27 protein-coding genes are annotated in these 21680 nt (G+C 39.5%); all 27 read left to right on the top strand.

Features of this window, described 5'->3' with window-relative positions; all coding sequences use genetic code 11:
* Window positions 1-441: a 50S ribosomal protein L15 gene (rplO, locus tag ACNQFZ_RS10620; RefSeq protein WP_458415181.1), complete on the top strand. Its 441-nt coding sequence runs from the start codon at window positions 1-3 to the stop codon at window positions 439-441.
* The gene (secY, locus tag ACNQFZ_RS10615; RefSeq protein WP_458415180.1) at window positions 441-1727 is read left to right on the top strand and encodes a preprotein translocase subunit SecY; all 1287 of its coding nucleotides are present in this window, start codon (window positions 441-443) and stop codon (window positions 1725-1727) included. Before rplO ends, secY begins: the two co-directional genes overlap by 1 nt.
* Window positions 1728-1791: 64 nt before the next feature.
* The gene (locus ACNQFZ_RS10610) at window positions 1792-2445 is read left to right on the top strand and encodes an adenylate kinase (RefSeq protein WP_458415179.1); all 654 of its coding nucleotides are present in this window, start codon (window positions 1792-1794) and stop codon (window positions 2443-2445) included.
* Window positions 2442-3188, top strand: coding sequence for a type I methionyl aminopeptidase (map, locus tag ACNQFZ_RS10605; protein ID WP_458415178.1), 747 nt, complete (start codon window positions 2442-2444; stop codon window positions 3186-3188). Before ACNQFZ_RS10610 ends, map begins: the two co-directional genes overlap by 4 nt.
* A gap of 16 nt (window positions 3189-3204) precedes the next feature.
* Window positions 3205-3525 (top strand): KOW motif-containing protein, encoded by a 321-nt coding sequence (locus ACNQFZ_RS10600; protein ID WP_458415177.1) that lies wholly within the window; start codon window positions 3205-3207, stop codon window positions 3523-3525.
* Window positions 3518-3736, top strand: coding sequence for a translation initiation factor IF-1 (infA, locus tag ACNQFZ_RS10595; protein WP_458415176.1), 219 nt, complete (start codon window positions 3518-3520; stop codon window positions 3734-3736). Before ACNQFZ_RS10600 ends, infA begins: the two co-directional genes overlap by 8 nt.
* Window positions 3737-3770: 34 nt before the next feature.
* Window positions 3771-3884: a 50S ribosomal protein L36 gene (gene rpmJ, locus ACNQFZ_RS10590; protein ID WP_003156543.1), complete on the top strand. Its 114-nt coding sequence runs from the start codon at window positions 3771-3773 to the stop codon at window positions 3882-3884.
* Window positions 3885-3906: 22 nt separating this feature from the next.
* Entirely contained in the window at window positions 3907-4272 is a 366-nt protein-coding gene (rpsM, locus tag ACNQFZ_RS10585) for a 30S ribosomal protein S13 (protein WP_458415175.1), read from the top strand.
* 21 nt (window positions 4273-4293) lie between these two features.
* The gene (rpsK, locus tag ACNQFZ_RS10580; RefSeq protein ID WP_458415174.1) at window positions 4294-4683 is read left to right on the top strand and encodes a 30S ribosomal protein S11; all 390 of its coding nucleotides are present in this window, start codon (window positions 4294-4296) and stop codon (window positions 4681-4683) included.
* Window positions 4684-4866: 183 nt separating this feature from the next.
* Window positions 4867-5811 carry a DNA-directed RNA polymerase subunit alpha gene (locus tag ACNQFZ_RS10575; RefSeq protein WP_458415173.1) on the top strand — a complete coding sequence of 315 codons (945 nt, stop codon included), beginning with the start codon at window positions 4867-4869 and terminating at the stop codon, window positions 5809-5811.
* A 32-nt stretch (window positions 5812-5843) separates the two neighbouring features.
* On the top strand, window positions 5844-6206 hold the full coding sequence (gene rplQ, locus ACNQFZ_RS10570; protein ID WP_458415172.1) for a 50S ribosomal protein L17: 363 nt from the start codon (window positions 5844-5846) through the stop codon (window positions 6204-6206).
* A 236-nt stretch (window positions 6207-6442) separates the two neighbouring features.
* Window positions 6443-7288 carry an energy-coupling factor ABC transporter ATP-binding protein gene (locus ACNQFZ_RS10565; RefSeq protein ID WP_458415171.1) on the top strand — a complete coding sequence of 282 codons (846 nt, stop codon included), beginning with the start codon at window positions 6443-6445 and terminating at the stop codon, window positions 7286-7288.
* Window positions 7264-8130 carry an energy-coupling factor ABC transporter ATP-binding protein gene (locus ACNQFZ_RS10560; protein ID WP_458415170.1) on the top strand — a complete coding sequence of 289 codons (867 nt, stop codon included), beginning with the start codon at window positions 7264-7266 and terminating at the stop codon, window positions 8128-8130. Before ACNQFZ_RS10565 ends, ACNQFZ_RS10560 begins: the two co-directional genes overlap by 25 nt.
* Window positions 8127-8921: an energy-coupling factor transporter transmembrane component T family protein gene (locus ACNQFZ_RS10555; RefSeq protein WP_458415169.1), complete on the top strand. Its 795-nt coding sequence runs from the start codon at window positions 8127-8129 to the stop codon at window positions 8919-8921. Before ACNQFZ_RS10560 ends, ACNQFZ_RS10555 begins: the two co-directional genes overlap by 4 nt.
* Window positions 8922-8955: 34 nt before the next feature.
* Window positions 8956-9693, top strand: a complete 738-nt coding sequence (truA, locus tag ACNQFZ_RS10550) for a tRNA pseudouridine(38-40) synthase TruA (protein WP_458415168.1) — start codon at window positions 8956-8958, stop codon at window positions 9691-9693.
* Window positions 9694-9865: 172 nt separating this feature from the next.
* Entirely contained in the window at window positions 9866-10303 is a 438-nt protein-coding gene (gene rplM, locus ACNQFZ_RS10545) for a 50S ribosomal protein L13 (protein WP_458415167.1), read from the top strand.
* Window positions 10304-10324: 21 nt separating this feature from the next.
* Window positions 10325-10717, top strand: a complete 393-nt coding sequence (gene rpsI, locus ACNQFZ_RS10540) for a 30S ribosomal protein S9 (protein ID WP_458415166.1) — start codon at window positions 10325-10327, stop codon at window positions 10715-10717.
* 253 nt (window positions 10718-10970) lie between these two features.
* Window positions 10971-12353, top strand: a complete 1383-nt coding sequence (locus ACNQFZ_RS10535) for an MFS transporter (RefSeq protein WP_458415165.1) — start codon at window positions 10971-10973, stop codon at window positions 12351-12353.
* A gap of 130 nt (window positions 12354-12483) precedes the next feature.
* A complete protein-coding gene (locus tag ACNQFZ_RS10530) occupies window positions 12484-13200 on the top strand; it encodes a GntR family transcriptional regulator (RefSeq protein WP_458415164.1) in 717 nt (238 codons plus the stop codon).
* A gap of 199 nt (window positions 13201-13399) precedes the next feature.
* Window positions 13400-14041 (top strand): bifunctional 2-keto-4-hydroxyglutarate aldolase/2-keto-3-deoxy-6-phosphogluconate aldolase, encoded by a 642-nt coding sequence (locus ACNQFZ_RS10525; RefSeq protein WP_458415365.1) that lies wholly within the window; start codon window positions 13400-13402, stop codon window positions 14039-14041.
* 31 nt (window positions 14042-14072) lie between these two features.
* Entirely contained in the window at window positions 14073-15485 is a 1413-nt protein-coding gene (gene uxaC, locus ACNQFZ_RS10520) for a glucuronate isomerase (protein WP_458415163.1), read from the top strand.
* 17 nt (window positions 15486-15502) lie between these two features.
* Complete coding sequence (gene uxuA / locus ACNQFZ_RS10515) at window positions 15503-16552, top strand: mannonate dehydratase (protein ID WP_458415162.1); 1050 nt, start codon at window positions 15503-15505, stop codon at window positions 16550-16552.
* 22 nt (window positions 16553-16574) lie between these two features.
* Window positions 16575-17429: an SDR family oxidoreductase gene (locus ACNQFZ_RS10510; RefSeq protein ID WP_458415161.1), complete on the top strand. Its 855-nt coding sequence runs from the start codon at window positions 16575-16577 to the stop codon at window positions 17427-17429.
* Between the two features lie 119 nt (window positions 17430-17548).
* Window positions 17549-18388: an HAD family hydrolase gene (locus ACNQFZ_RS10505; protein WP_458415160.1), complete on the top strand. Its 840-nt coding sequence runs from the start codon at window positions 17549-17551 to the stop codon at window positions 18386-18388.
* A gap of 18 nt (window positions 18389-18406) precedes the next feature.
* Window positions 18407-20149, top strand: coding sequence for a glycoside hydrolase family 3 protein (locus tag ACNQFZ_RS10500; protein ID WP_458415159.1), 1743 nt, complete (start codon window positions 18407-18409; stop codon window positions 20147-20149).
* 267 nt (window positions 20150-20416) lie between these two features.
* The gene (locus tag ACNQFZ_RS10495) at window positions 20417-20860 is read left to right on the top strand and encodes a DUF2521 family protein (RefSeq protein ID WP_458415364.1); all 444 of its coding nucleotides are present in this window, start codon (window positions 20417-20419) and stop codon (window positions 20858-20860) included.
* Between the two features lie 76 nt (window positions 20861-20936).
* Window positions 20937-21662: an N-acetylmuramoyl-L-alanine amidase CwlD gene (gene cwlD, locus ACNQFZ_RS10490; RefSeq protein WP_458415158.1), complete on the top strand. Its 726-nt coding sequence runs from the start codon at window positions 20937-20939 to the stop codon at window positions 21660-21662.
* Window positions 21663-21680: the final 18 nt, after the last annotated feature.

Genomic DNA, 21680 nt, shown 5'->3' with positions numbered 1-21680 from the left:
ATGAAACTACATGAGTTAAAACCTTCAGAAGGTTCTCGCAAAGAACGTAATCGTGTTGGCCGTGGTATGGCTTCAGGCAATGGTAAAACTTCAGGTAGAGGTCATAAAGGTCAAAAGGCTCGTTCAGGCGGTGGTGTACGTCCTGGATTCGAGGGTGGACAAATGCCTTTATTCCAACGTTTACCTAAGCGTGGCTTTACTAACATCAATCGTAAAGAGTATACGATTGTTAACATTGAAACACTTAATCGCTTCGAAAACGGGACAGAGGTCACTCCTGAATTATTGCTTGAAACTGGTGTTGTCAGCAAGTTAAATGCTGGTGTTAAAGTACTAGGAAATGGTAAGTTAGAAAAGAACCTTACTGTTAAAGCACATAAGTTCTCAGCTTCCGCTAAAGAAGCAATTGAGGCAGCTGGCGGTAAAACTGAGGTGGTTTGATGTTTGAGACAATCTCCAATTTTATACGAGTTGGTGAAATACGACGTAAGATCGTTTTCACCTTACTTATGCTCGTAGTTTTTAGACTCGGTAGTTTTATACCAGTTCCAGGTGTAAATGCGGAAGTATTAAAGCTAAGTGACAAAGGTGTATTTGGACTTCTTAATACATTTGGCGGCGGTGCTTTGAAAAACTTCTCGATATTTGCAATGGGGATTATGCCATACATTACTGCTTCCATTATTATTCAGCTTTTACAAATGGACGTTGTACCGAAATTTACTGAGTGGTCTAAACAGGGAGAGGTTGGACGACGTAAGTTAGCTCAGTTTACCCGCTATGGGACAATCGTGCTTGGTTTTATTCAAGCAGTTGGTATGTCTATCGGCTTTAATAATATGTTTCCAGGCTTAATCAAAAACCCTGGAGTCCCAACATATTTACTTATCGCTTTAGTATTAACTGCTGGTACAGCATTCTTGCTTTGGTTAGGTGAACTCATTACCTCGCATGGTATTGGTAATGGAATTTCCATCATAATCTTTGCAGGTATTGTTGCAGCGATTCCAACAGCTGCAAACCAGATCTATGCACAACAACTTGAAGGTGCAGGAGAAGCACTATTCTTAAAAATCGTTACAATGGCATTATTACTGGTTGCAGTTTTAGCTGTAATCGTGGGAACGATTTTTATTTCACAAGCTCTTCGGAAAATACCGATTCAGTATGCCAAAAGGCTTGTAAATCGTAGCCCAGTTGGCGGACAGTCAACACACTTACCGATTAAAGTTAATGCTGCAGGGGTTATTCCAGTAATCTTTGCGATTTCATTTTTAATAACACCGCCGACAATTGCCGGCTTCTTTGGAACAAATAAAGTCACCACTTGGATTCAAACGACTTTTACGTATTCACATCCAATTGGGATGATTATTTATATAGCTTTGATTGTTGCATTTACCTATTTCTATACATTTGTTCAAGTTAATCCTGAACAAATGGCAGAAAACCTTAAAAAACAAGGTGGCTATGTACCTGGTATAAGACCGGGAAAAAGCACCCAGGAGTACTTAACTCGCATTCTTTACAGATTAACTTTAGTAGGATCCATATTCTTGGCACTCATTGCAGTACTTCCTGTTTTGTTTGTAAACATTGCGAAACTACCGCAAACTGTACAGATTGGTGGTACCAGCTTACTAATTGTTGTCGGCGTTGCGCTTGAAACAATGAAGCAGTTGGAAAGCCAATTAGTGAAGAGACATTATAAGGGGTTCTTGAAATAGGTTTTTGAGGTAGGGGCCATGTTAATTGCCCTGTGCCTCGCCAAGATAGATAGGGGGGCTAAAGATGAATCTAGTATTGATGGGGTTACCGGGAGCTGGAAAAGGAACACAAGCGGAACAAATTGTTGAAAAGTATGATATTCCTCATATTTCAACAGGCGATATGTTCCGTGCTGCCATTAAGGAAGGAACAGAATTAGGTATTAAAGCAAAATCCTTTATGGATCAAGGTGCACTTGTACCAGATGAAGTAACAATTGGTATCGTAAAGGAACGTCTTGGAAAAGATGATTGTAAAAAGGGATTCCTTTTAGATGGTTTTCCAAGAACGGTTCCACAGGCTGAAGCACTTGAAGTTCTTTTAACAGAACTTGACCGTCCTATTCATTTTGTAATCAATATTCAAGTTGATACTAGCAAGTTAATGGAACGTCTAACAGGACGCCGCATTTGTAAATCTTGTGGGGCTACATACCATATGGTATTTAATCCACCAGCACAAGATGGCGTTTGTGATAAGTGTGGAGGCGAACTTTATCAACGTTCTGATGATAATGCAGAAACAGTTGGTAATCGATTGGAAGTAAATATTAAGCAAACACAACCTTTACTTGATTTCTACAGTGCAAAAGGTACTCTACGCAACATTAACGGAGATCAAGACATTGATGTTGTTTTCAAAGATATAGATCAACTCCTTGGGGGCTTAATTGGATGATCATTTGCAAAACTGTGCGCGAGATTGAAATTATGCGTGAAGCAGGTAAAATTGTTGCCCTTACACATCAAGAACTGAAAAAGCATATAAAACCAGGAATAACGACCAAGGAATTAGACAATATAGCTGAAAAGACCATCCGTTATTATAACGCAATTCCATCCTTTAAAGGATATAATGGTTTTCCTGGAAGCATATGTGCTTCGGTGAATGAAGAGTTAGTGCACGGTATACCTGGTGATCGAGTTCTCCGCGACGGCGATATTATCTCAATTGATATCGGTGCAAAGTACAATGGCTACCATGGGGACTCTGCTTGGACATATGCTGTGGGAAGCATTGATGACGAAACGAATAAACTACTAGAAGTTACAGAACAATCCTTATATAAAGGGCTAGATGAAGCAAAAGCCGGTGTAAGATTATCGAATATCTCTCATGCGATTCAAACATATGTAGAGGCAGGCGGTTTTTCTATTGTTAGAGAGTATGTGGGGCATGGAGTTGGGCAGGATCTTCATGAAGATCCGCAAATTCCACATTATGGACCTCCTAACAAAGGACCAAGGTTAAAGCCTGGTATGGTGCTTGCAGTTGAGCCTATGGTTAATGCAGGTACGCGTTATGTTAAAACACTTTCAGATAACTGGACTGTTGTTACAGTTGACGGCAAAATGTGTGCTCATTTTGAACATACGATTGCAATTACTGAAACTGGATTTGAAATTTTAACAAAAGCCTAAGTGAAGGTGATAATGGGTGAACGAACCTGAGTCGAGTCCGCGAATAGGTCAGTTAGTTAAAATTCTACAAGGAAGAGATGCTGGTCAATTTGCAATAGTACTAAAAATCCTCGATGAGCGTTTCGTGTTTATCGCTGATGGTGATAAACGTAAATTTGATCGGCCAAAGAAAAAGAACATTAATCATCTCGAGTTTTTTGATTATGTTTCTCCGGAGGTTCAGAACAGTATTAGTGAAACTGGTCGTGTGACAAATGGAAAGCTAAGGTTTGCTGTTTCAAAGTTTGTCAATGAGCAAATTACTGATTTTGAGAAAGGAGAGCAGCTTGATGGCTAAAGAGGATGTCATTGAAGTAGAAGGTACGATCGTCGAGACTCTGCCAAACGCAATGTTTAAAGTGGAATTAGAAAACGGTCATACTGTATTGGCGCATGTATCAGGTAAAATTCGCATGCATTTCATTCGGATTTTACCAGGTGATAAGGTGACTGTAGAGTTATCTCCATATGATTTAACTCGTGGTCGCATCACGTATCGTTACAAATAAAATAGCACTCCGTAACATAAGGAGGTTCAAAAAGATGAAAGTTAGACCATCCGTAAAGCCTATCTGCGAAAAGTGTAAAGTCATTCGTCGCAAAGGTAAAGTAATGGTTATTTGTGAAAACCCTAAGCATAAACAAAAACAAGGCTAATCATAAGGAGGTGCAACTTTAAATGGCACGTATTGCAGGTGTAGATATTCCACGCGAAAAGCGCGTAGTCATCTCATTAACATATATTTACGGCATTGGCCGTGCAACTTCACAAAAGATTTTAGCTGAAGCAGGTGTTTCAGAAGATACTCGTGTTCGTGATTTAACAGAAGACGAGTTAGGTAAAATCCGTGAGATTATTGACCGCTATAAAGTAGAAGGTGACCTTCGTCGTGAAGTTTCCCTTAACATTAAGCGTCTAATCGAAATTGGTTCTTACCGTGGTCTTCGTCATCGCCGTGGTCTTCCAGTTCGCGGTCAAAACACTAAAAATAACTCTCGTACACGTAAAGGTCCACGTCGTACAGTTGCTAATAAGAAAAAGTAAAGTAAAGGAGGGAATTAATCAATGGCTCGTAAGACTAATACTCGTAAACGCCGTGTCAAAAAGAACATCGAAACTGGCGTAGCACATATTCGTTCAACATTCAATAATACAATCGTTACGATTACTGATGCTCACGGTAATGCTGTATCTTGGTCAAGCGCTGGTGCTTTAGGTTTTAAAGGTTCTCGTAAATCAACTCCATTTGCAGCCCAAATGGCAGCTGAAACTGCTGCAAAAGCTTCTATGGAGCACGGTATGAAAACTTTGGAAGTAACAGTTAAAGGTCCAGGAGCTGGTCGTGAAGCTGCGATCCGCGCACTTCAATCAGCAGGTTTAGAGGTTACAGCTATTCGTGACGTAACACCAGTACCTCATAATGGTTGCCGACCACCAAAACGTCGCCGCGTATAATTAATCTGTATAGAATTTTAATCCCTGTCTATAATGGGATATGATGACAGTTTTTTCTAAGAGAAACGGACTAACAGATAATTAGTAAATTGTTGTGCACATTTGGGAATTGCCTAATGGGGAATTTCGGTTAGGGGCGGAACCCTAGCCGAGGTTTCGACGTTTTGAAGGAGGGTTTATTGAATGATTGAGATTGAAAAACCAAAAATCGAAACGGTTGAAATCAGCGATGATGCTACCTTTGGTAAATTCGTTGTCGAACCGCTTGAGCGTGGATATGGTACCACTTTAGGAAACTCCTTACGTCGTATTCTATTATCCTCTCTCCCTGGGGCTGCTGTAACATCCATTCAAGTCGATGGTGTTCAACACGAATTCTCTACTATTGAAGGTACAGTAGAGGATGTTACAACTGTAATTTTGAATATCAAAAAATTAGCATTAAAAATTTATTCTGATGAAGAAAAAACATTAGAAATTGATATTCAAGGTGAGCGAGACGTAACTGCCGCTGATATTACACACGATAGTGATGTTGAGATACTAAATCCTGATCTTCATATTGCGTCACTTGGTAAAAACGGAAATCTCCGCATGAGATTAACTGCTAAGCGCGGCCGTGGCTATACTCCTGCTGATGCAAATAAGCGTGAAGATCAACCTATCGGTGTGATTCCGATAGATTCGATTTTTACTCCAGTCTCTCGTGTAACCTATACAGTTGAAAACACGAGGGTTGGACAGGTTGCAAATTACGATAAGTTGACACTGGATGTTTGGACAGATGGTAGCATTCGACCAGAAGAAGCTGTTTCGCTTGGAGCTAAAATTTTAACCGAGCATTTAAACATCTTTGTTGGTTTGACTGATGAAGCCCAAAATGCTGAAATTATGGTTGAAAAGGAAGAGGACCAAAAAGAAAAGGTTCTCGAAATGACAATTGAAGAACTTGACTTATCTGTTCGTTCTTATAACTGCTTGAAACGTGCTGGTATTAATACAGTTCAGGAACTAGCGAATAAGACTGAAGAAGATATGATGAAAGTTCGCAACCTAGGAAGAAAATCACTAGAAGAAGTAAAGGCGAAGCTTGAAGAGCTTGGTCTTGGTCTTCGAAGAGACGAATAAAATAATACTTCAACAAAGGAGGGAAACTAGAGATGGCTTACGCAAAATTAGGTCGTACATCTTCACAACGAAAGGCTCTTTTCCGTGACCTTGCTACTGATTTAATTATCAACGAACGCATTGAAACAACTGAAGCGAAAGCAAAGGAGCTTCGTTCAATTGTTGAAAAAATGATCACACTTGGTAAGCGCGGGGACTTACATGCTCGTCGTCAGGCAGCTTCTTTCATCCGTAATGAAGTAGCGAATGCAGAAACAGGCGAATATGCAGTTCAAAAGCTTTTTAATGACATTGCAAAGCGCTATGAGGAACGTCAAGGAGGATACACACGTATTCTAAAACTTGGTCAACGCCGCGGTGATGGTGCTCCAGTCGTTATAATTGAATTAGTTTAATTTTGTTCAGTTTTTGCTGAACAAAATTAAACTATATGTTGATGCCTCAGATTTTTAGAGGTATTTATCGAGCAAGCTCGATAAAATCTGGGCACAAATACGCCTTGGCGTATTTGATTATATAATCATGCTTCAACATAATTCATCAAAAAGGGCGAGACAGAATCTTACGTAAGAAGATCCGAGTCTATGCCCTTTTTTCGTTATACAGAAACTTTCAGTGGGTGACATGCTTAATGAATCAAGAAAAGGTAATTACAGTTCAAAACGTCAAATTCCGTTACAGTGCTGATGGTGAATGGGCTTTGAATGATGTCAGTTTTCCTGTTTATAAAGGGGAATGGCTCGCCATTGTCGGTCATAATGGATCCGGAAAATCAACGTTAGCCAAAATTTTAAACGGACTTTTAATGCATGAAACTGGTTCTGTCTTTGTTGAAGGTATAGAATTAACGATAGATACGATTTGGGATATTAGAAAAAGAGTGGGCATGGTCTTTCAAAATCCCGATAACCAATTTGTCGGAACAACAGTTAGAGATGATGTGGCTTTTGGTTTAGAGAATAATGGTGTTCCAAGGGAAGAAATGATTAAACGTATTAGTGAGAGTATTCAAAGAGTAAGAATGAGCGATTTTTTGAACCATGAACCACATCGATTATCAGGTGGTCAAAAACAACGTGTAGCGATTGCTGGTGTTCTCGCTTTAAAGCCGGCTGTTATGATTTTAGACGAGGCAACCTCGATGCTGGATCCATTAGGTCGGAAGGAAGTCATTGAGACTGTAAGGGATTTGCAGCAAGAGACGGGCCAAATGAGTGTTATTTCTATCACCCATGATTTAGAAGAGGTTACCCAAGCGGATCGGGTCATTGTGATGAATCGAGGACAACTCTTTGCAGAAGGGACACCAGAAGAGATTTTCGAGCTTGGGAATACATTAGTGGAATTAGGGCTTGATTTACCATTTACAGTAAAACTATCTCAACTGCTGAAACAAAAAGGCATACCATTATCAAAATCCCATTTAAAACAACGAGATTTGGTGAATGAACTATGGACATTGTATTCGAAAATGTAGAGCACCTCTATAATCCAAAAACGCCCTTCGAAAGAAAGGCTTTATACGACCTTAATATTTCAATTCCTTCCGGTACATTTCAAGCTGTTATTGGCCATACAGGTTCAGGAAAGTCAACATTAATCCAACATATAAACGGGCTATTACGGCCAACAAGTGGGAAGATTCATATTGGCGAGCGTATGATCACTGCGGAAAAGCAAAAAGACTTAAAAAGCCTGCGTAAAAAGGTTGGAATTGTCTTTCAATATCCAGAACACCAGCTTTTTGAAGAAACGGTTGAGAAAGATATATGTTTTGGACCGATGAATTTTGGTGTTTCTGAAGAGGAAGCCAAAAAGAAGGCTAGAGAGATATTGCAGTTAGTTGGTCTTCCGGAAACAGTTTTAGGCAAATCACCATTTGATTTAAGCGGTGGGCAGATGCGTAGGGTAGCTATAGCAGGCGTTTTAGCGATGGAGCCAGAGGTTCTCATTTTGGACGAGCCAATAGCAGGCCTTGACCCAAAAGGGCGCAAAGAAATTATGGATATGTTTAAAATGATGCATAAGGAAGCTAACCTTACAACGATTCTGGTAACACATAGTATGGAGGACGCTGCTTTTTATGCAGACCATATCCTAGTTATGGATAAAGGGACAGTCTATATGGAAGGGACACCTTCCGAAATATTCCAGCATCCTGAAAAACTAAATAAAGTTGGCTTGGATATTCCGGAATCTGTGCAATTCATGAGAACCCTTTCGGAAACACTCCATAAGCCATTGCCAAATCTGTTTACGGTAGAGGAAGTAGCTGATGAAATATTCAAGCTCTTTGCAAGAGGGGAGCTGGAGCGATGAAAAATGTAATTATCGGGCAATATATACCGGGTGACTCAATTTTTTACAAAATAGACCCTCGTGCAAAAATCGTAGCGATTTTTTTATTTGTAATTATTGTTTTTCTAGCCAACAACATTACCACATATTCCATATTAGTGGCATTCACAATTGGCAGTGTTCTTCTTTCTAGAGTACCGGTAAGCTATATTTATAAAGGATTAAAACCAATCCTTTGGATTGTGCTCTTTACGCTTGTTTTGCATTTGTTTATGACAAAGGGCGGTGACGTTGTCCTTGATTTGGGCCGGTTTACGATTTATGAAGACGGAGTAAGGCAAGGGGTTTTTATTTCATTACGCTTTATTCTCCTCATTATGGTCACAAGCCTTCTTACATTAACAACGACACCAATAGAGATCACAGATGGGATGGAGTCACTGCTATCACCTTTTAAGAGATTTGGTGTACCGGCACATGAGTTGGCGCTGATGATGTCTATTTCATTGCGTTTTATCCCGACATTAATGGAAGAGACAGAAAAAATCATCAAAGCTCAATCTGCTCGTGGCGTCGACTTTTCAAGCGGTCCCATAAAGGAGCGTTTCAAAGCCATTGTCCCGCTCCTAGTTCCATTGTTTATTAGTGCCTTTCGACGTGCCGAGGACCTTGCTTTAGCGATGGAAGCGAGAGGGTACCGCGGTGGGGAAGGGCGTACGAAGCTCAGGGAACTAGTTTGGAACAAGGCGGATAATGTCGTGTTTATCATATTAGCTCTAATGACTGTTTTATTATTTCTTTTACGTTCATGATTGTTTAAAAAATACAATCATATAGGTGGTAAAAATGAATCGTTTAAAATGTACAATTTCATATGATGGTACAGAGTTTGCCGGGTTTCAAGTCCAGCCGAAGGATCGTACAGTACAGGGTGAAGTGGAGAAAGCCTTAAAGAAGCTTCACAAGGGTGAGGATATCCGTATTCATCCATCGGGCAGAACGGATGCCGGCGTCCATGCTCATGGGCAAGTGATTCATTTTGATAGCTCCCTTGATATTCAAGAAGAGGGCTGGTTGATGGCCTTAAACACACTTCTTCCTGATGACATCGTTGTCATGGAGGTTGAAAAGGTGGATACGGAATTCCATGCTAGATATGATGTAATAAAAAAAGAATATCGTTATTTTTTATTACATCAAAAAAATAGAGATGTGTTTCACAAAAATCATAGCTACCATTACCCATATCCTCTTAATCTTGATAAAGTGATTGAAGGATCTAAATACTTCCTTGGCACTCATGATTTCACGTCATTTTGCTCAACAAAGTCGGATAAAGAAAACAAAGTCCGGACGATTGAAGAAATTGAAGTTTGGCAGGTTGAAAATGAAATTATTTTTCGTTTTGTTGGTAATGGTTTCCTCTATAATATGGTGAGGATTATGGTTGGGACGTTATTGAAGGTAGGACAAGGAAAGTTAGCTCCAGAGGATATCAAGGTGATTTTGGAGAAGAAAGATCGTCGGGCAGCCGGGAAGACGGCACCGGCCCATGGTTTGCATATGTGGAGAGTTTGGTATTAAGAACAACTTCTCCAGGTGTAACATTTTATTGACAATAGCACATCAAATATTATATTATTGTCTATGGTACATTTTCAGGAGAATCACGCCACGATTTTAGCCCCGAAACTAATCGTGTGAATATAAACTTATGAAAATGAAAAGAGCGAAAGATTTTTTAGGAGGGAATACAATGCGTCAAACTTATATGGCGAAAGCTTCAGAAGTTGATCGTAAATGGTTAGTAATCGACGCTGAAGGCCAAACTTTAGGTCGTCTTGCTAGTGAAGTAGCTGCAATTCTTCGTGGTAAGCATAAACCAACATTTACACCACATGTAGACACTGGTGATCATGTAATCATCATTAATGCTGAGAAAATTCATTTAACAGGTAAGAAATTATCTGACAAGGTTTATTACCGTCATTCTTTACATCCAGGCGGCTTAAAAACTCGTACTGCTAAAGAAATGATTGAAACTCGCCCTGAACAAATGATTGAAGGCGCAATTAAAGGAATGCTTCCAAAAAACAGCTTAGGACGTCAAATGTTTAAGAAGCTTAATGTATACAAAGGCAGTGAACATCCACACCAAGCACAAAAACCAGAAGTTTATCAACTTCGCGGATAATTTTTAAGGAGGGTATTTAATTTGGCACAGGTACAATATTACGGTACAGGACGTCGTAAAAGTTCAGTTGCACGTGTTCGTTTAGTTCCTGGTAACGGACGTGTTGTTGTGAACGGTCGCGATATTGAAGAATATTTTAATTTAGAAACACTTCGTGTAGTTTCTAAGCAACCTCTAGTTGCAACTGAAAATGCAGGCAGCTATGATGTATTAGTTAACGTAAGCGGCGGTGGTTACACTGGTCAAGCTGGTGCAATCCGTCATGGTATTGCTCGTGCATTATTACAAGCTGACCCAGAATATCGCGCAGTTCTTAAGAGCGCAGGCTTCTTAACTCGCGATGCACGTATGAAAGAGCGTAAGAAATACGGTCTTAAAGGCGCTCGTCGTGCACCTCAGTTCTCAAAACGTTAATTATACGAACGTTCAAAAGACTCCCAACCGATTGGTTGGGAGTCTTTTTTAATTGTCTATTCTGTTAACGGTTACATTTTCTAGTTGAAAACTCCTACTACGCATGCTAGTATACAAGTATACAAATGAAAAAAAGGGGACAACTTCCCATATCCACTCTTGTAATGAGTCAAAAATTTATTTGGCTAAATGAAACCGCTTAAATAAAATCAATTTAATGTGTAATACTATTTATATTTATGGGGTGAAAAAAATGAAAAGCACACGTCCTTTTGGTATGAAAGATAAGTTTGGTTATCTGTTTGGCGATTTTGGTAACGACTTTTTCTTTTTCCTCGTTATGGCATTTCTCATGGTGTTTTATACAGACGTTGTTCATCTTAATCCTATTGCGGTCGGTATATTGTTTACGGTTGCTCGTTTGTGGGATGCATTTGCTGATATGGCTTGGGGTCGCTTTATTGACACTAGAAAAACTGGAGAAAATGGTAAATTTAAACCATGGATTTTAAGAATGTCTTTCCCATTAGTGATCACAGGTATTTTAATGTTTGTATATATACCTGGGATGTCCGACGGTTTTTATCTAGCGTATGCTTTCGTAACATATATTCTTTGGGGAACATTATATAGTACTGTTAACATCCCTTATGGTTCAATGGCATCTGTTATCACATCTGATCCTGTTGAACGTACTGCCTTATCTTCCTGGAGAACAGTAGGATCACAACTAGCAGGTCTAGTGATTAATGTTGTTGGACCAATGATTCTATTTGTAGACAATAAAGCAGTACCCAATCGCTTTATACTAGCAGCAATTATTTTTGGTATATTAGCGATTGCTTGTTATTTAGCATGTTATAAATTATCTGTTGAACGCGTTGTTGTTGATACGGACAGGCCTAAAGCAAAAAAAGGCGCAACAATGAAAGGCCTACTTAAAAACAAACCTTTAATTTGGTTCCTTGTCGCTTCATTATCTTTCATGGTTATCCTTATGTTAACCAGCGCAGTAAACGTTTACTTATTTAAGGATTACTTTGGAAGTGCTAAAACATTAAGTATTGTTGGTTTACTACAATCTGGAGCTGTATTTGCAATGGCGCCATTCATTCAAAAATTAGTTAAAAAATTTGGTAAAAAGGAAGTAGCATCTGTAGGCTTATTAGTAGCAGCTCTAGTTTATGGAATTTTGTATCTGTTACCTAACTTAAACGAAACACAATTTATTGTTCTTCTAACGGTTGCTATGCTTGGTTATGGTACCTTCAATCTTGTGATCTGGGCATTTGTTACTGATGTAATTGATTACCATGAATATCTAACTGGTTTACGTGAAGATGGAACGGTTTATGCTGTTTATTCAATGGCACGTAAAATTGGACAAGCTGTTGCAGGTGGTGTCGGAGGTGCAGCGATTGCAGCTGTAGGTTACAATGCTAAACTTTCTTCACAAACAGCTGAAACTCTTAGCGGAATTCACATGCTTGGTACTTTAGTACCGTCGGTGGTTCTCGGAGCTGTTTTCTTAATTATTGTATTCCTTTATCCTTTAAACAAAAAACGTACGGAACAGCTTTCAATTGATTTAGCAGAAAAAAGAAAAGCAACAGCACAAGATGAAAAAATTGCTTAACAGAAAAAAGAAGATAGTTAACAATAGGTTGACTATCTTCTCTGTCCATATAGTGTTGTAGGAATTCTTGCTGAATGCTATGATAGGGTTAGTTCGTTTGAACGGTTATTTAATAGGGAGTGTACCACATATGGTTACTGTATTACCAAGGCTTCCTGGTGAAAACAATAAAGATTATGCCTACAGGGTCATAAAGGATTCGATAATGGCACTTGAATTAGAACCAGGTCAAGCGATTAGTGAGATTGAATTGGCGCAAGAATTGCAAATATCACGAACTCCAATTAGAGAAGTAATGGCGAAATTAGGAGAAGAATACTTAGTAGAGGTAATTCCGCAAGTAGGGAGTTATATTTCAAAAATTAATCCGCAATTAATTAAAGAAGCCTCATTTATGCGCTATATATTAGAAAGGGAAATATTAAAGCTCTCCTGCGAATCCTTTCCAAAGTCAAATTTATATGAGCTTAAAAAGAATCTTGCTCTTCAGGAAGAATTGATTGGCTGTGAAGGAACGGAGAGGGAATTCCATAGACTGGATAAGGAGTTTCACAGAATCATCTTTGAAGGCAGCAAGAAAGAAAATGTGTGGGCGGCGATTACTCGCATTAGTACACATTATAATCGAATAAGACTTTTGTCTGAAATGCAGCATAATTTTAAAGAACCTATCGCCCAACACAGAAAAATTGTCGAAATTATTGAAAGTAAAGATTGTGATCAAGTAGAGGCAATTGTAAGACAACATATTATTGAACCGATTAAGCTTTGGGAAGAGTTATTTAAAGAGAACAGCCCCTATTTGCAGTATTTTGAAATACCAGGACAGATACCAGTATTCCTTTAATGAGGGATACTGGTTTTTTTTATGAAAAAATTGTTTCTATATTGCAAAAGGTGCCAAAAGAATGCTAGTATACAAGTATACTAGCAATTAGGTATGAATGTTACAAATTACGCCGCAAGTATATTTACACAAATAAAATAAAACCTATTAATATTCTCCGATGTTCTGAAAAAAAAATAAGACAAGGTGATTTCAAATGTTGCAACGATATGAAGTGTTAAACGAAATGCATAAAGGCTATTTAGTGGCAGTTGTCCGTGGCAAAAATAAAGAAGAGGCTGTTGAAATTTCCAAACAAGCGTTTCAAGGTGGAATTCGGTCGCTTGAAATTACTTTCTCAACGCAAGGAGCGGAAGATGTAATTGCTGAACTCGTGCGGTCTGGTGATGGTCAAATGATTGTTGGGGCGGGAACTGTGTTGGATGCTGAAACAGCGAGGATCGCAATCATGAAAGGCGCCCGTTATATCGTCAGTCCACATTTTGATGGAGCGATTGCGACGATGTGCAATCGTTATGCTATCCCCTATTTGCCAGGCTGTGGTTCTGTGACGGAAATCATAAACGCCCTTTCATTTGGAGTAGATGTAGTTAAGTTGTTTCCGGGCAGTTTATTAGGCCCTGGATTTATTAAAGATGTGAAAGGTCCGATTCCACATGTTCAACTGATGCCATCGGGTGGGGTAAGTTTGGATAATATTGATAAATGGGTAAAAAATGGTGCATTTGCAGTCGGGATTGGTAGTGCTTTAACTAAAAATGTGGAAAATGGCGACTTTAGTTCAGTTCAGAAAGTGGCCCGCACCTTTGTGGACAAACTGGAGGCTATAAAGGCGGAATGATAATTTGCAAAAAAAGAGGAAGGTGTTTAATTTGGGAGCATTTATTCATGAAAATTTTATGCTGAAGAATAAAACAGCTATTGATTTATACCATAACTATGCAAAAGACATGCCGATATATGATTATCACTGCCACCTCTCGCCTAAAGAGATTGCTGAAAATCGTAAGTTTAAAAGCATCACCGAGCTTTGGCTTGAAGGCGATCATTATAAATGGCGGGCGATGAGGGCAAACGGTATTGATGAACGGTTTATTACCGGTGAGACAAGTGACAAAGAAAAATTTGCAGCCTGGGCAAAGACGGTTCCCAATACCATTGGAAATCCATTGTACCATTGGACGCATTTAGAGTTGAAAAAGTACTTTGGAATTGAAGAATTATTGAATGAGGAAACCGGCGGGCGAATCTGGGAACAATGCAATAAATTATTGCAGCAGGATGATTATTCCGTTCAAGGTTTAATCCAACGTTCCAATGTGAAAGTAATTTGTACAACGGATGATCCAACTGATGATTTACATTACCATGACCTGATTAAAGAAAAAAAGGATTTTCCCGTAAAGGTTCTTCCTACTTACCGCCCAGATAAGGGTGTGGAAATTAACAAGGACACATTTACTGGATTTGTTAAAAAGCTTGAAGAGGTAATCGGTAAAAAGATTTCTTCCTTTGAAGATTATTTGGCCGCACTAGAAGAAAGAGTTCAATACTTTCATGAAAAAGGCGGAAGAATCTCAGACCATGGTTTATCTGAAATTCCATTTTCTTCGTTTGAAGAGAGTGAATTAGAACCTATTTTCCAAGCCGGACGGAATGGACAAGCTGTCTCTTGTCAAGATGAGAAAAAGTTCAAGACTGCAGTTTTAATCCACCTTTCGAAATGCTACAAAGAGCGGAATTGGGCCATGCAAATCCATTTCGGTGCAATTCGGAATAATAATACAAAAATGTTGGCCAAGCTTGGACCTGATACTGGTTTTGATTCCATCAGTGATCAAGGGGAGGTAGCAGTTCCGCTAAATGGACTACTTGCAGCCTTTGACGAAGGCAATTCGTTGCCAAGAACAATACTTTATAACCTAAATCCGGTTGATAATGATGTGGTTGGCAGTACATTGGCAAACTTCCAAACAGAACCCGGTATCCAGGGTAAGATTCAATTTGGCGCCGGTTGGTGGTTTAATGATACAAAGCAAGGTATGCTTCGCCAGTTAAATGCTTTAGCTGACCAAGGTTTGTTAATGCACTTTGTCGGGATGCTGACAGATTCACGCAGTTTTATCTCTTATAGCCGACATGAATATTTTCGCCGGATTTTATGTAATCTGGTAGGTTCTTGGGTTGAGGATGGAGAGGTCCCAAATGATCCGGCTTTATTAAGAAAGTTAATTGAGAATATTTGCTATAACAACGCCAAAAGCTATTTTAGTATAGACATTTAAAAGGAGACGAACCATTTATGGAAATGAGTTTTCGCTGGTATGGAAAAACGGATTCGATACCCTTGGAATATATAAGGCAAATCCCAGGAATGAGGGGGATTGTAACAGCAATCTATGATATCCCTGTGGGGGAAGCATGGCCGCTTGCAAAAATTGAAGAATTAAAGAATACAGTAGAAGAGGCAGGACTATACATTTCAGTCATTGAAAGCGTTCCTGTGCATGAAGATATCAAAATCGGTTTACCGACTCGTGATAAGTATATTGAGAATTACAAAGAAACAATCCGCAATCTTGGTAAAGTCGGCATTCCTGTTGTCTGCTATAACTTTATGCCAATCTTTGACTGGACTCGCACTGATTTAGAATGCCGTCTTCCTGATGGTTCAACAGCCCTTATTTTTGAAGAAGAAATTGCCGAGAAAATGGATCCACTAACAGGAGAACTTTCTCTACCGGGTTGGGATTCCAGCTATAAGAAAGAAGACTTACAAGTACTATTTGATCACTACAAAAATGTAAATCATGAAAGGCTATGGGAAAACCTGGAGTATTTCATTAAGAAAATTATTCCTGTTGCAGAAGAGGCTGGGGTAAAAATGGCTATCCACCCTGATGACCCCCCATTTGATATCTTTGGATTACCACGCATCATAACAAATAAAGAAAATCTTGAAAGGTTTATTAACCTATACGACAGCCCATATAACGGATTAACGATGTGTAGCGGTTCGCTCGGCTCAGATAAAAAGAATGATTTCCCTGAAATGCTGCGCTATTTCGGAAAGAAAGGCCGGGTGCATTTCGTCCATGCCCGAAATGTAAAGCACACAGGACCAAGGTCATTCCAGGAATCAGCCCATGTTTCCGAGTACGGTTCCATTGATATGTACGAGATTATCCGTGCGATGAAAGACTTTGATTACAACGGTCCAATTCGCCCCGACCATGGAAGAATGATTTGGGGAGAAACAGGAAAGCCTGGTTATGGTTTATATGACCGAGCTCTTGGGGCAACCTATTTGATTGGCTTATGGGAAGCCGAAGGAAAGAATAGAAACCGATAAAAGAACGAAAGGAGGATGAGGAATGACAGTTCCATTTAAAGTTGATTTAACGGGAAAAGTAGCCATTGTTACCGGCGGCGGTGGTGTGCTTGGATCTTACTTTTCAAAGGCATTGGCTGAATGCGGTGCCAAAGTAGCAATCCTCAACCGCCATCAGGAATCGGCGGATGTTGTGGCAAAGGCCATACAGGAAAACGGTGGGATGGCAATTGGTTTGTCCGCAGATGTCTTGGATAAGGAAAGCCTATTAAAGGCAAAAAAAGTCATCGAAAAAGAGTTTGGCACATGTGATATCCTTGTAAACAATGCGGGTGGAAATAACCCGGGCGGAACGACTGAGGATGAGTTTTTTAATGCAGAGGCGGTGAAGAGAACCCCTGAGTTAAAGACATTCTTCGATTTAGACCCGAAAAGTACCGGCTTTGTTTTTGACTTGAATTTCTTGGGGACATTCCTTCCCTCCCAAGTATTTGGTGAAGCAATGACAAGTAAAAAGGGAAGTGTCATTATTAATATATCATCGATGAATGCCTTTACCCCATTAACCAAAATTCCTGCCTACAGCGGTGCAAAGGCAGCAATCAATAATTTTACCCAGTGGCTTGCCGTGTATTTCTCCAAAGCCGGGATTCGTGTTAATGCAATTGCACCTGGTTTTTTAGTTACAAAGCAAAATGAAAAATTATTGCTCAATGAGGATGGAAGCTACACAGAACGGTCGGCAAAAATCCTTAGAAATACACCAATGGAGAGATTCGGACAACCTGAAGAGCTTGTCGGAGGATTATTGTTTCTCGTGAGTGAACAAGCAGCAAGTTTTGTCACAGGCGTTGTTTTACCTATTGACGGAGGCTTCTCTGCATACTCAGGAGTTTAACTTATTCTTAACGAATAAAGCCATAGCTCCACCCTCTAATGAATAGAGCTGCCATTCCGATTATCAGGCTGGCGGCTTTATTTTTAATCTCCTAATGAATCTATTTTTGGAGGAAGACAATGAAAGAAACGATAGCAGAGTTTGAAAAGATAAAAGAATTTTTAGTATGCGTTGATTCCGACGGTTGCGCGATGGACACGATGGATGTGAAGCATATTACATGTTTCGGACCAAAAGCGGTTGAAGTATGGGGGCTTGAGCCAATAGCCAAACGATTTCTTGAAATATGGAATATGGTGAATTTATATTCGCGAACAAGAGGAATTAACCGGTTTAAAGGACTGGTTCGAACATTTGAACTGACCGCGGCAGAAGGATATGAAATTCCCAATCTTTCCAGGGTAAAGCAATGGACAGAAAGGACAAAGGAACTTTCCAATCGTTCATTGGAAAAAGAGATTGCCGAAGCAAATGATGAGCAGTTAAAAAAAGCACTCGAATGGAGTAATGCTGTAAATAAGGCTATTTTCGGGTTATCGGGTGAAGATCATCCATTCCCGAATGTAAAGGAAGGGTTGGCGGCAATCAATAATTCTGCTGATATTGCTATCGTGTCATCTGCAAATGGGGGAGCGGTTCGGGAAGAATGGACAAGACACGAACTTGCTCCTTATGTTCAGGTGATGCTTGGACAGGAAGCGGGTACAAAAGCAGCCTGTATTGAGGGTTTAAAAAAACATGGCTATGCGAGTGAGAGCGTATTAATGGTTGGTGATGCTCCTGGAGATTTGGAGGCAGCACAAAAAAACGGCGTGTTTTATTATCCAATCCTAGTCGGCAAGGAAGCTTTTTCGTGGAAACGCTTAGCAGATGAGGCAATTGGTAAGTTACTTAATGGCTCCTTTAAGGGAGATTACCAACAGCAACTAATTGATGAGTTCTATTCTATTTTAAAGTAAAAGGTAGGGAAAATAGTTGTGACTACTAAAGTTGAAGTTCAAATGCCAAAAGTTGACTTAAAAGCAAAACCTTATAATTTGTCAGATGAAGATATTAAATGGGTAAAAGAAACTATTGCTGACATGTCAGTTGAAGAAAAGATTGGTCAACTATTCATCAATCTATTTTTCTTTGGAGGAGACCCATTCAGCGGCAATAAATTATCAAATAGCGACATTTTAAAGAAATATCATATTGGTGGTGCCCGTTACGAGGGGGGAACCTCAGAACAGATTCAAGGTTTACTTAATGAATTACAAGCTAACTCGAAAGTACCATTGTTGATTGCGGCAAACTGTGATGCCGGTGGAAACGGGGCGATGAAAGATGGTACATATATCGCCAAAGCTGCGATGTGTGAGGCTTCCGGTGATGAGAAAGTGTCGTATAACGCTGGTTATGTAAGCGGTCGAGAAGAGGTTGCCATCGGGGTGAATTGGAACTTTGACCCGTGTGTAGATATTTTAAAAAACTGGCGAAATACAATTGTTAACACTCGCGCATACGGAACCAATGCTGAAACTGTTATTAAGCATACTAACGCCTATATTAAAGGACTAAGAGAAAGTAATGTAGCTGTTTGTATTAAACACTGGCCTGGGGATGGAACGGAAGAGCGCGACCAACATTTGGTAATGGGGGTAAATGAACTCAGTGTAGAGGAATGGGAAGAATCTTTCGGTAAAGTATATCGCAATCATATTGAAAATGGCGTTCATTCAATTATGGCTGGTCATATTGCCCTGCCTGAATACCAAAGACAATTGGTGCCTGGCATAAAAGATCAAGAAATTTTACCAGCAACATTGGCACCTGAACTAATTAATGGCTTGCTTAAAATGAAGCTTGGTTTTAACGGTTTAGTTTTAACAGATGCTAGCCATATGTTAGGGATGACAGCTGCGATGCGCCGTGAAGAGTATGTTCCACAGGCCATTGCTGCCGGCTGTGATATGTTCTTATTCTTTAACGATATCGATGAAGATTTTAACTTTATGCTAAATGGCTATAAAAAAGGCATCATTACAGAAGAGCGTCTCCAGGATGCATTGGAAAGAATCCTTGGCTTGAAAGCGGCAATTGGCCTGCATAAGGCGCAAAATGAAGGGACATTAGTCCGTTCGAGAGAGGACTTAGGAGTAGTCGGATGTGAGGACCATATAAATCGTGCGAAAGAAGCGGCTGAAAAAGGGATTACCTTGGTGAAAAATACATTGGACCAGCTTCCAATCTGCCCTGAAACCCACAAACGCATTCGTCTTTACTTTTTGGAAGGTGAAAAAGGCGGCGTTTACGCAGCAAACTCAAAAACACTCGATTTCATTGTTGCAGAACTGGAACGACGCGGCTTTGAGGTAACGGTAAACGACGGATCAACGCGGATTAAAGGCTCAACTTTAAAATATCGTGAAGAGGTTGATGCAGCGCTAATCTTTGCTGATATCATCGGCTATGGTGCGGAGAACAACTACCGCATTAGATGGAAAACAGCAATGAGTAATGAAGTTCCTTGGTATGTACGCGAAGTGCCAACTGTCTTTGTGTCACTTAACTTTACTACGCACTTAACAGACGCTCCGATGGTGAAATGCTACATTAATGCATATAACGATGACGAAATCACGATAAAGACTGTTATTGATAAAATTATGGGAAAGTCAGAATTTAATGGGGCACCGAATGAAAACGTTTGGTGCGGAAAATGGGATACTAGATTGTAAATATTAAAAAGCCAACATTTGAAACAAGTGCTTAAATGTGTAAGACCCCCAACCTACATCACTTGGGGGCTTTTTATTTTCCTATAATTGGGCTTTTGTCGTTGATTTTTCAGCGAATGAGAATATCTTGTATGTAAAACAATATATTTAAAATACATGAAGGTTACACATAGGTGAGCTTTACTTTTATTTGGTAGTATTACTGGATTGGCAGTCATTAACTCATGTGTTTTAGGATAATCAAAGGAAAAGGCGTGAAGCACATTGATGAATGTTATTACAACTTTGAAGGACAAACGTGAAGCGAAGCGAATTGCCTTTGAGCGAAAAGTTCTGCGGGAGCTTTCGATTAATAAGTTGAAAGAAAAGGTGAATTTGTATTTTTCCCCTTATTTTCGCTCACAATCCATCTTTTCAACCGCAATTGAAGATGGAACGATAGATATTGCGATTGAGCTCTATATCTTAGGAGCCAAAATGAGCCGATTTGGCTATTTTGGCGAAACAGAAGAACAAGTGAGAAAGAGATGTGCTGATGAACTAAAATACTATGCTGATAGCCTGTTCGAATATTTACAGTATTGGGGTGCTGCGTCTGGAAATGATCTCATAAATGAATCCATTTATCTAGCTGCAGAGCAGTTTGCATCCTTTTGGTGGAGTGAAGGATTTAGAAAAGGTGAGATGAGGCATAAAATGCGTCTCCATTAATCTTTATATTTTTCTTTCATATTTGTCCCTCCCGTCCCATATAGTGAAGTAGGAAATGCTCGGGGGGACCGGAACTATGAAGAGAAAAATACAATTTTTAGTTTTTATTTGTGGCTCGGTATTATTATTTTTTCTTTTTCAATATCAGTTTTCCATTTATAATACTTGGGATTCTTGGAGTTTACCTTTATCGGGGAAAATAATCATCGTGGACGCGGGGCATGGCTATCCTGACCCTGGTGCAGGTCCCGAAGGTGCTTTTGAAAAGGATATCGCTTTTAATATTTCGTTATTGCTCCGGGACTATCTCCAAGAAGCGGGTGCGCTTGTTATTATGACTAGGGAAGATGATTTTGATTTAGCTGATAAAGAATTAAAGGGTTATAGCAAAAGGAAAACGCAGGACTTAAAGCGACGTGTGGAGTTGATTAATAAATCAGATGGGGACTTGCTTGTTTCTGTTCACCTAAATTCATTACCATCACCGCGATGGAGCGGAGCACAAACATTTTATTATCCGCGTTTTGAGGAGAATAAGGAATTAGCGAAATTCATCCAAAAGGAAATGGAAATAAACCTGGATAATACGGTAAGACATGCAAAAGCTATTAATCATGTTTACGTCTTAAAAGAAGCAGAAATGCCTTCTGTGTTAATTGAGGCTGGATTTTTATCCAATCCCGGAGAGCGGGAGCAGCTTAAATCAAAAACCTATCAAGATAAGATTGCAGCCAGTATTTATCAAGGAATTTTACGGTTATATACAGAGAATCCGAAAGGAAAAGAACCTTCTACGGAATAGAAGGTTTTTTTCTATTAT

Source organism: Schinkia acidoalkalinis (assembly GCF_054301215.1).
The sequence above is the reverse complement of the archived record's forward strand: the minus strand, read 5'-3'. Positions and strand labels throughout refer to the sequence as shown.

Bases quoted from the DNA above. Each gene is read 5' to 3' on its own strand.
- rplO (WP_458415181.1), top strand. From the start codon at position 1: ATGAAACTACATGAGTTAAAACCTTCAGAAGGTTCTCGCAAAGAACGT.
- secY (WP_458415180.1), top strand. From the start codon at position 441: ATGTTTGAGACAATCTCCAATTTTATACGAGTTGGTGAAATACGACGT.
- ACNQFZ_RS10610 (WP_458415179.1), top strand. From the start codon at position 1,792: ATGAATCTAGTATTGATGGGGTTACCGGGAGCTGGAAAAGGAACACAA.
- map (WP_458415178.1), top strand. From the start codon at position 2,442: ATGATCATTTGCAAAACTGTGCGCGAGATTGAAATTATGCGTGAAGCA.
- infA (WP_458415176.1), top strand. From the start codon at position 3,518: ATGGCTAAAGAGGATGTCATTGAAGTAGAAGGTACGATCGTCGAGACT.
- rpmJ (WP_003156543.1), top strand. From the start codon at position 3,771: ATGAAAGTTAGACCATCCGTAAAGCCTATCTGCGAAAAGTGTAAAGTC.
- rpsM (WP_458415175.1), top strand. From the start codon at position 3,907: ATGGCACGTATTGCAGGTGTAGATATTCCACGCGAAAAGCGCGTAGTC.
- rpsK (WP_458415174.1), top strand. From the start codon at position 4,294: ATGGCTCGTAAGACTAATACTCGTAAACGCCGTGTCAAAAAGAACATC.
- ACNQFZ_RS10575 (WP_458415173.1), top strand. From the start codon at position 4,867: ATGATTGAGATTGAAAAACCAAAAATCGAAACGGTTGAAATCAGCGAT.
- rplQ (WP_458415172.1), top strand. From the start codon at position 5,844: ATGGCTTACGCAAAATTAGGTCGTACATCTTCACAACGAAAGGCTCTT.
- ACNQFZ_RS10565 (WP_458415171.1), top strand. From the start codon at position 6,443: ATGAATCAAGAAAAGGTAATTACAGTTCAAAACGTCAAATTCCGTTAC.
- ACNQFZ_RS10560 (WP_458415170.1), top strand. From the start codon at position 7,264: ATGGACATTGTATTCGAAAATGTAGAGCACCTCTATAATCCAAAAACG.
- ACNQFZ_RS10555 (WP_458415169.1), top strand. From the start codon at position 8,127: ATGAAAAATGTAATTATCGGGCAATATATACCGGGTGACTCAATTTTT.
- truA (WP_458415168.1), top strand. From the start codon at position 8,956: ATGAATCGTTTAAAATGTACAATTTCATATGATGGTACAGAGTTTGCC.
- rplM (WP_458415167.1), top strand. From the start codon at position 9,866: ATGCGTCAAACTTATATGGCGAAAGCTTCAGAAGTTGATCGTAAATGG.
- ACNQFZ_RS10535 (WP_458415165.1), top strand. From the start codon at position 10,971: ATGAAAAGCACACGTCCTTTTGGTATGAAAGATAAGTTTGGTTATCTG.
- ACNQFZ_RS10530 (WP_458415164.1), top strand. From the start codon at position 12,484: ATGGTTACTGTATTACCAAGGCTTCCTGGTGAAAACAATAAAGATTAT.
- uxuA (WP_458415162.1), top strand. From the start codon at position 15,503: ATGGAAATGAGTTTTCGCTGGTATGGAAAAACGGATTCGATACCCTTG.
- ACNQFZ_RS10510 (WP_458415161.1), top strand. From the start codon at position 16,575: ATGACAGTTCCATTTAAAGTTGATTTAACGGGAAAAGTAGCCATTGTT.
- ACNQFZ_RS10505 (WP_458415160.1), top strand. From the start codon at position 17,549: ATGAAAGAAACGATAGCAGAGTTTGAAAAGATAAAAGAATTTTTAGTA.
- ACNQFZ_RS10495 (WP_458415364.1), top strand. From the start codon at position 20,417: ATGAATGTTATTACAACTTTGAAGGACAAACGTGAAGCGAAGCGAATT.
- cwlD (WP_458415158.1), top strand. From the start codon at position 20,937: ATGAAGAGAAAAATACAATTTTTAGTTTTTATTTGTGGCTCGGTATTA.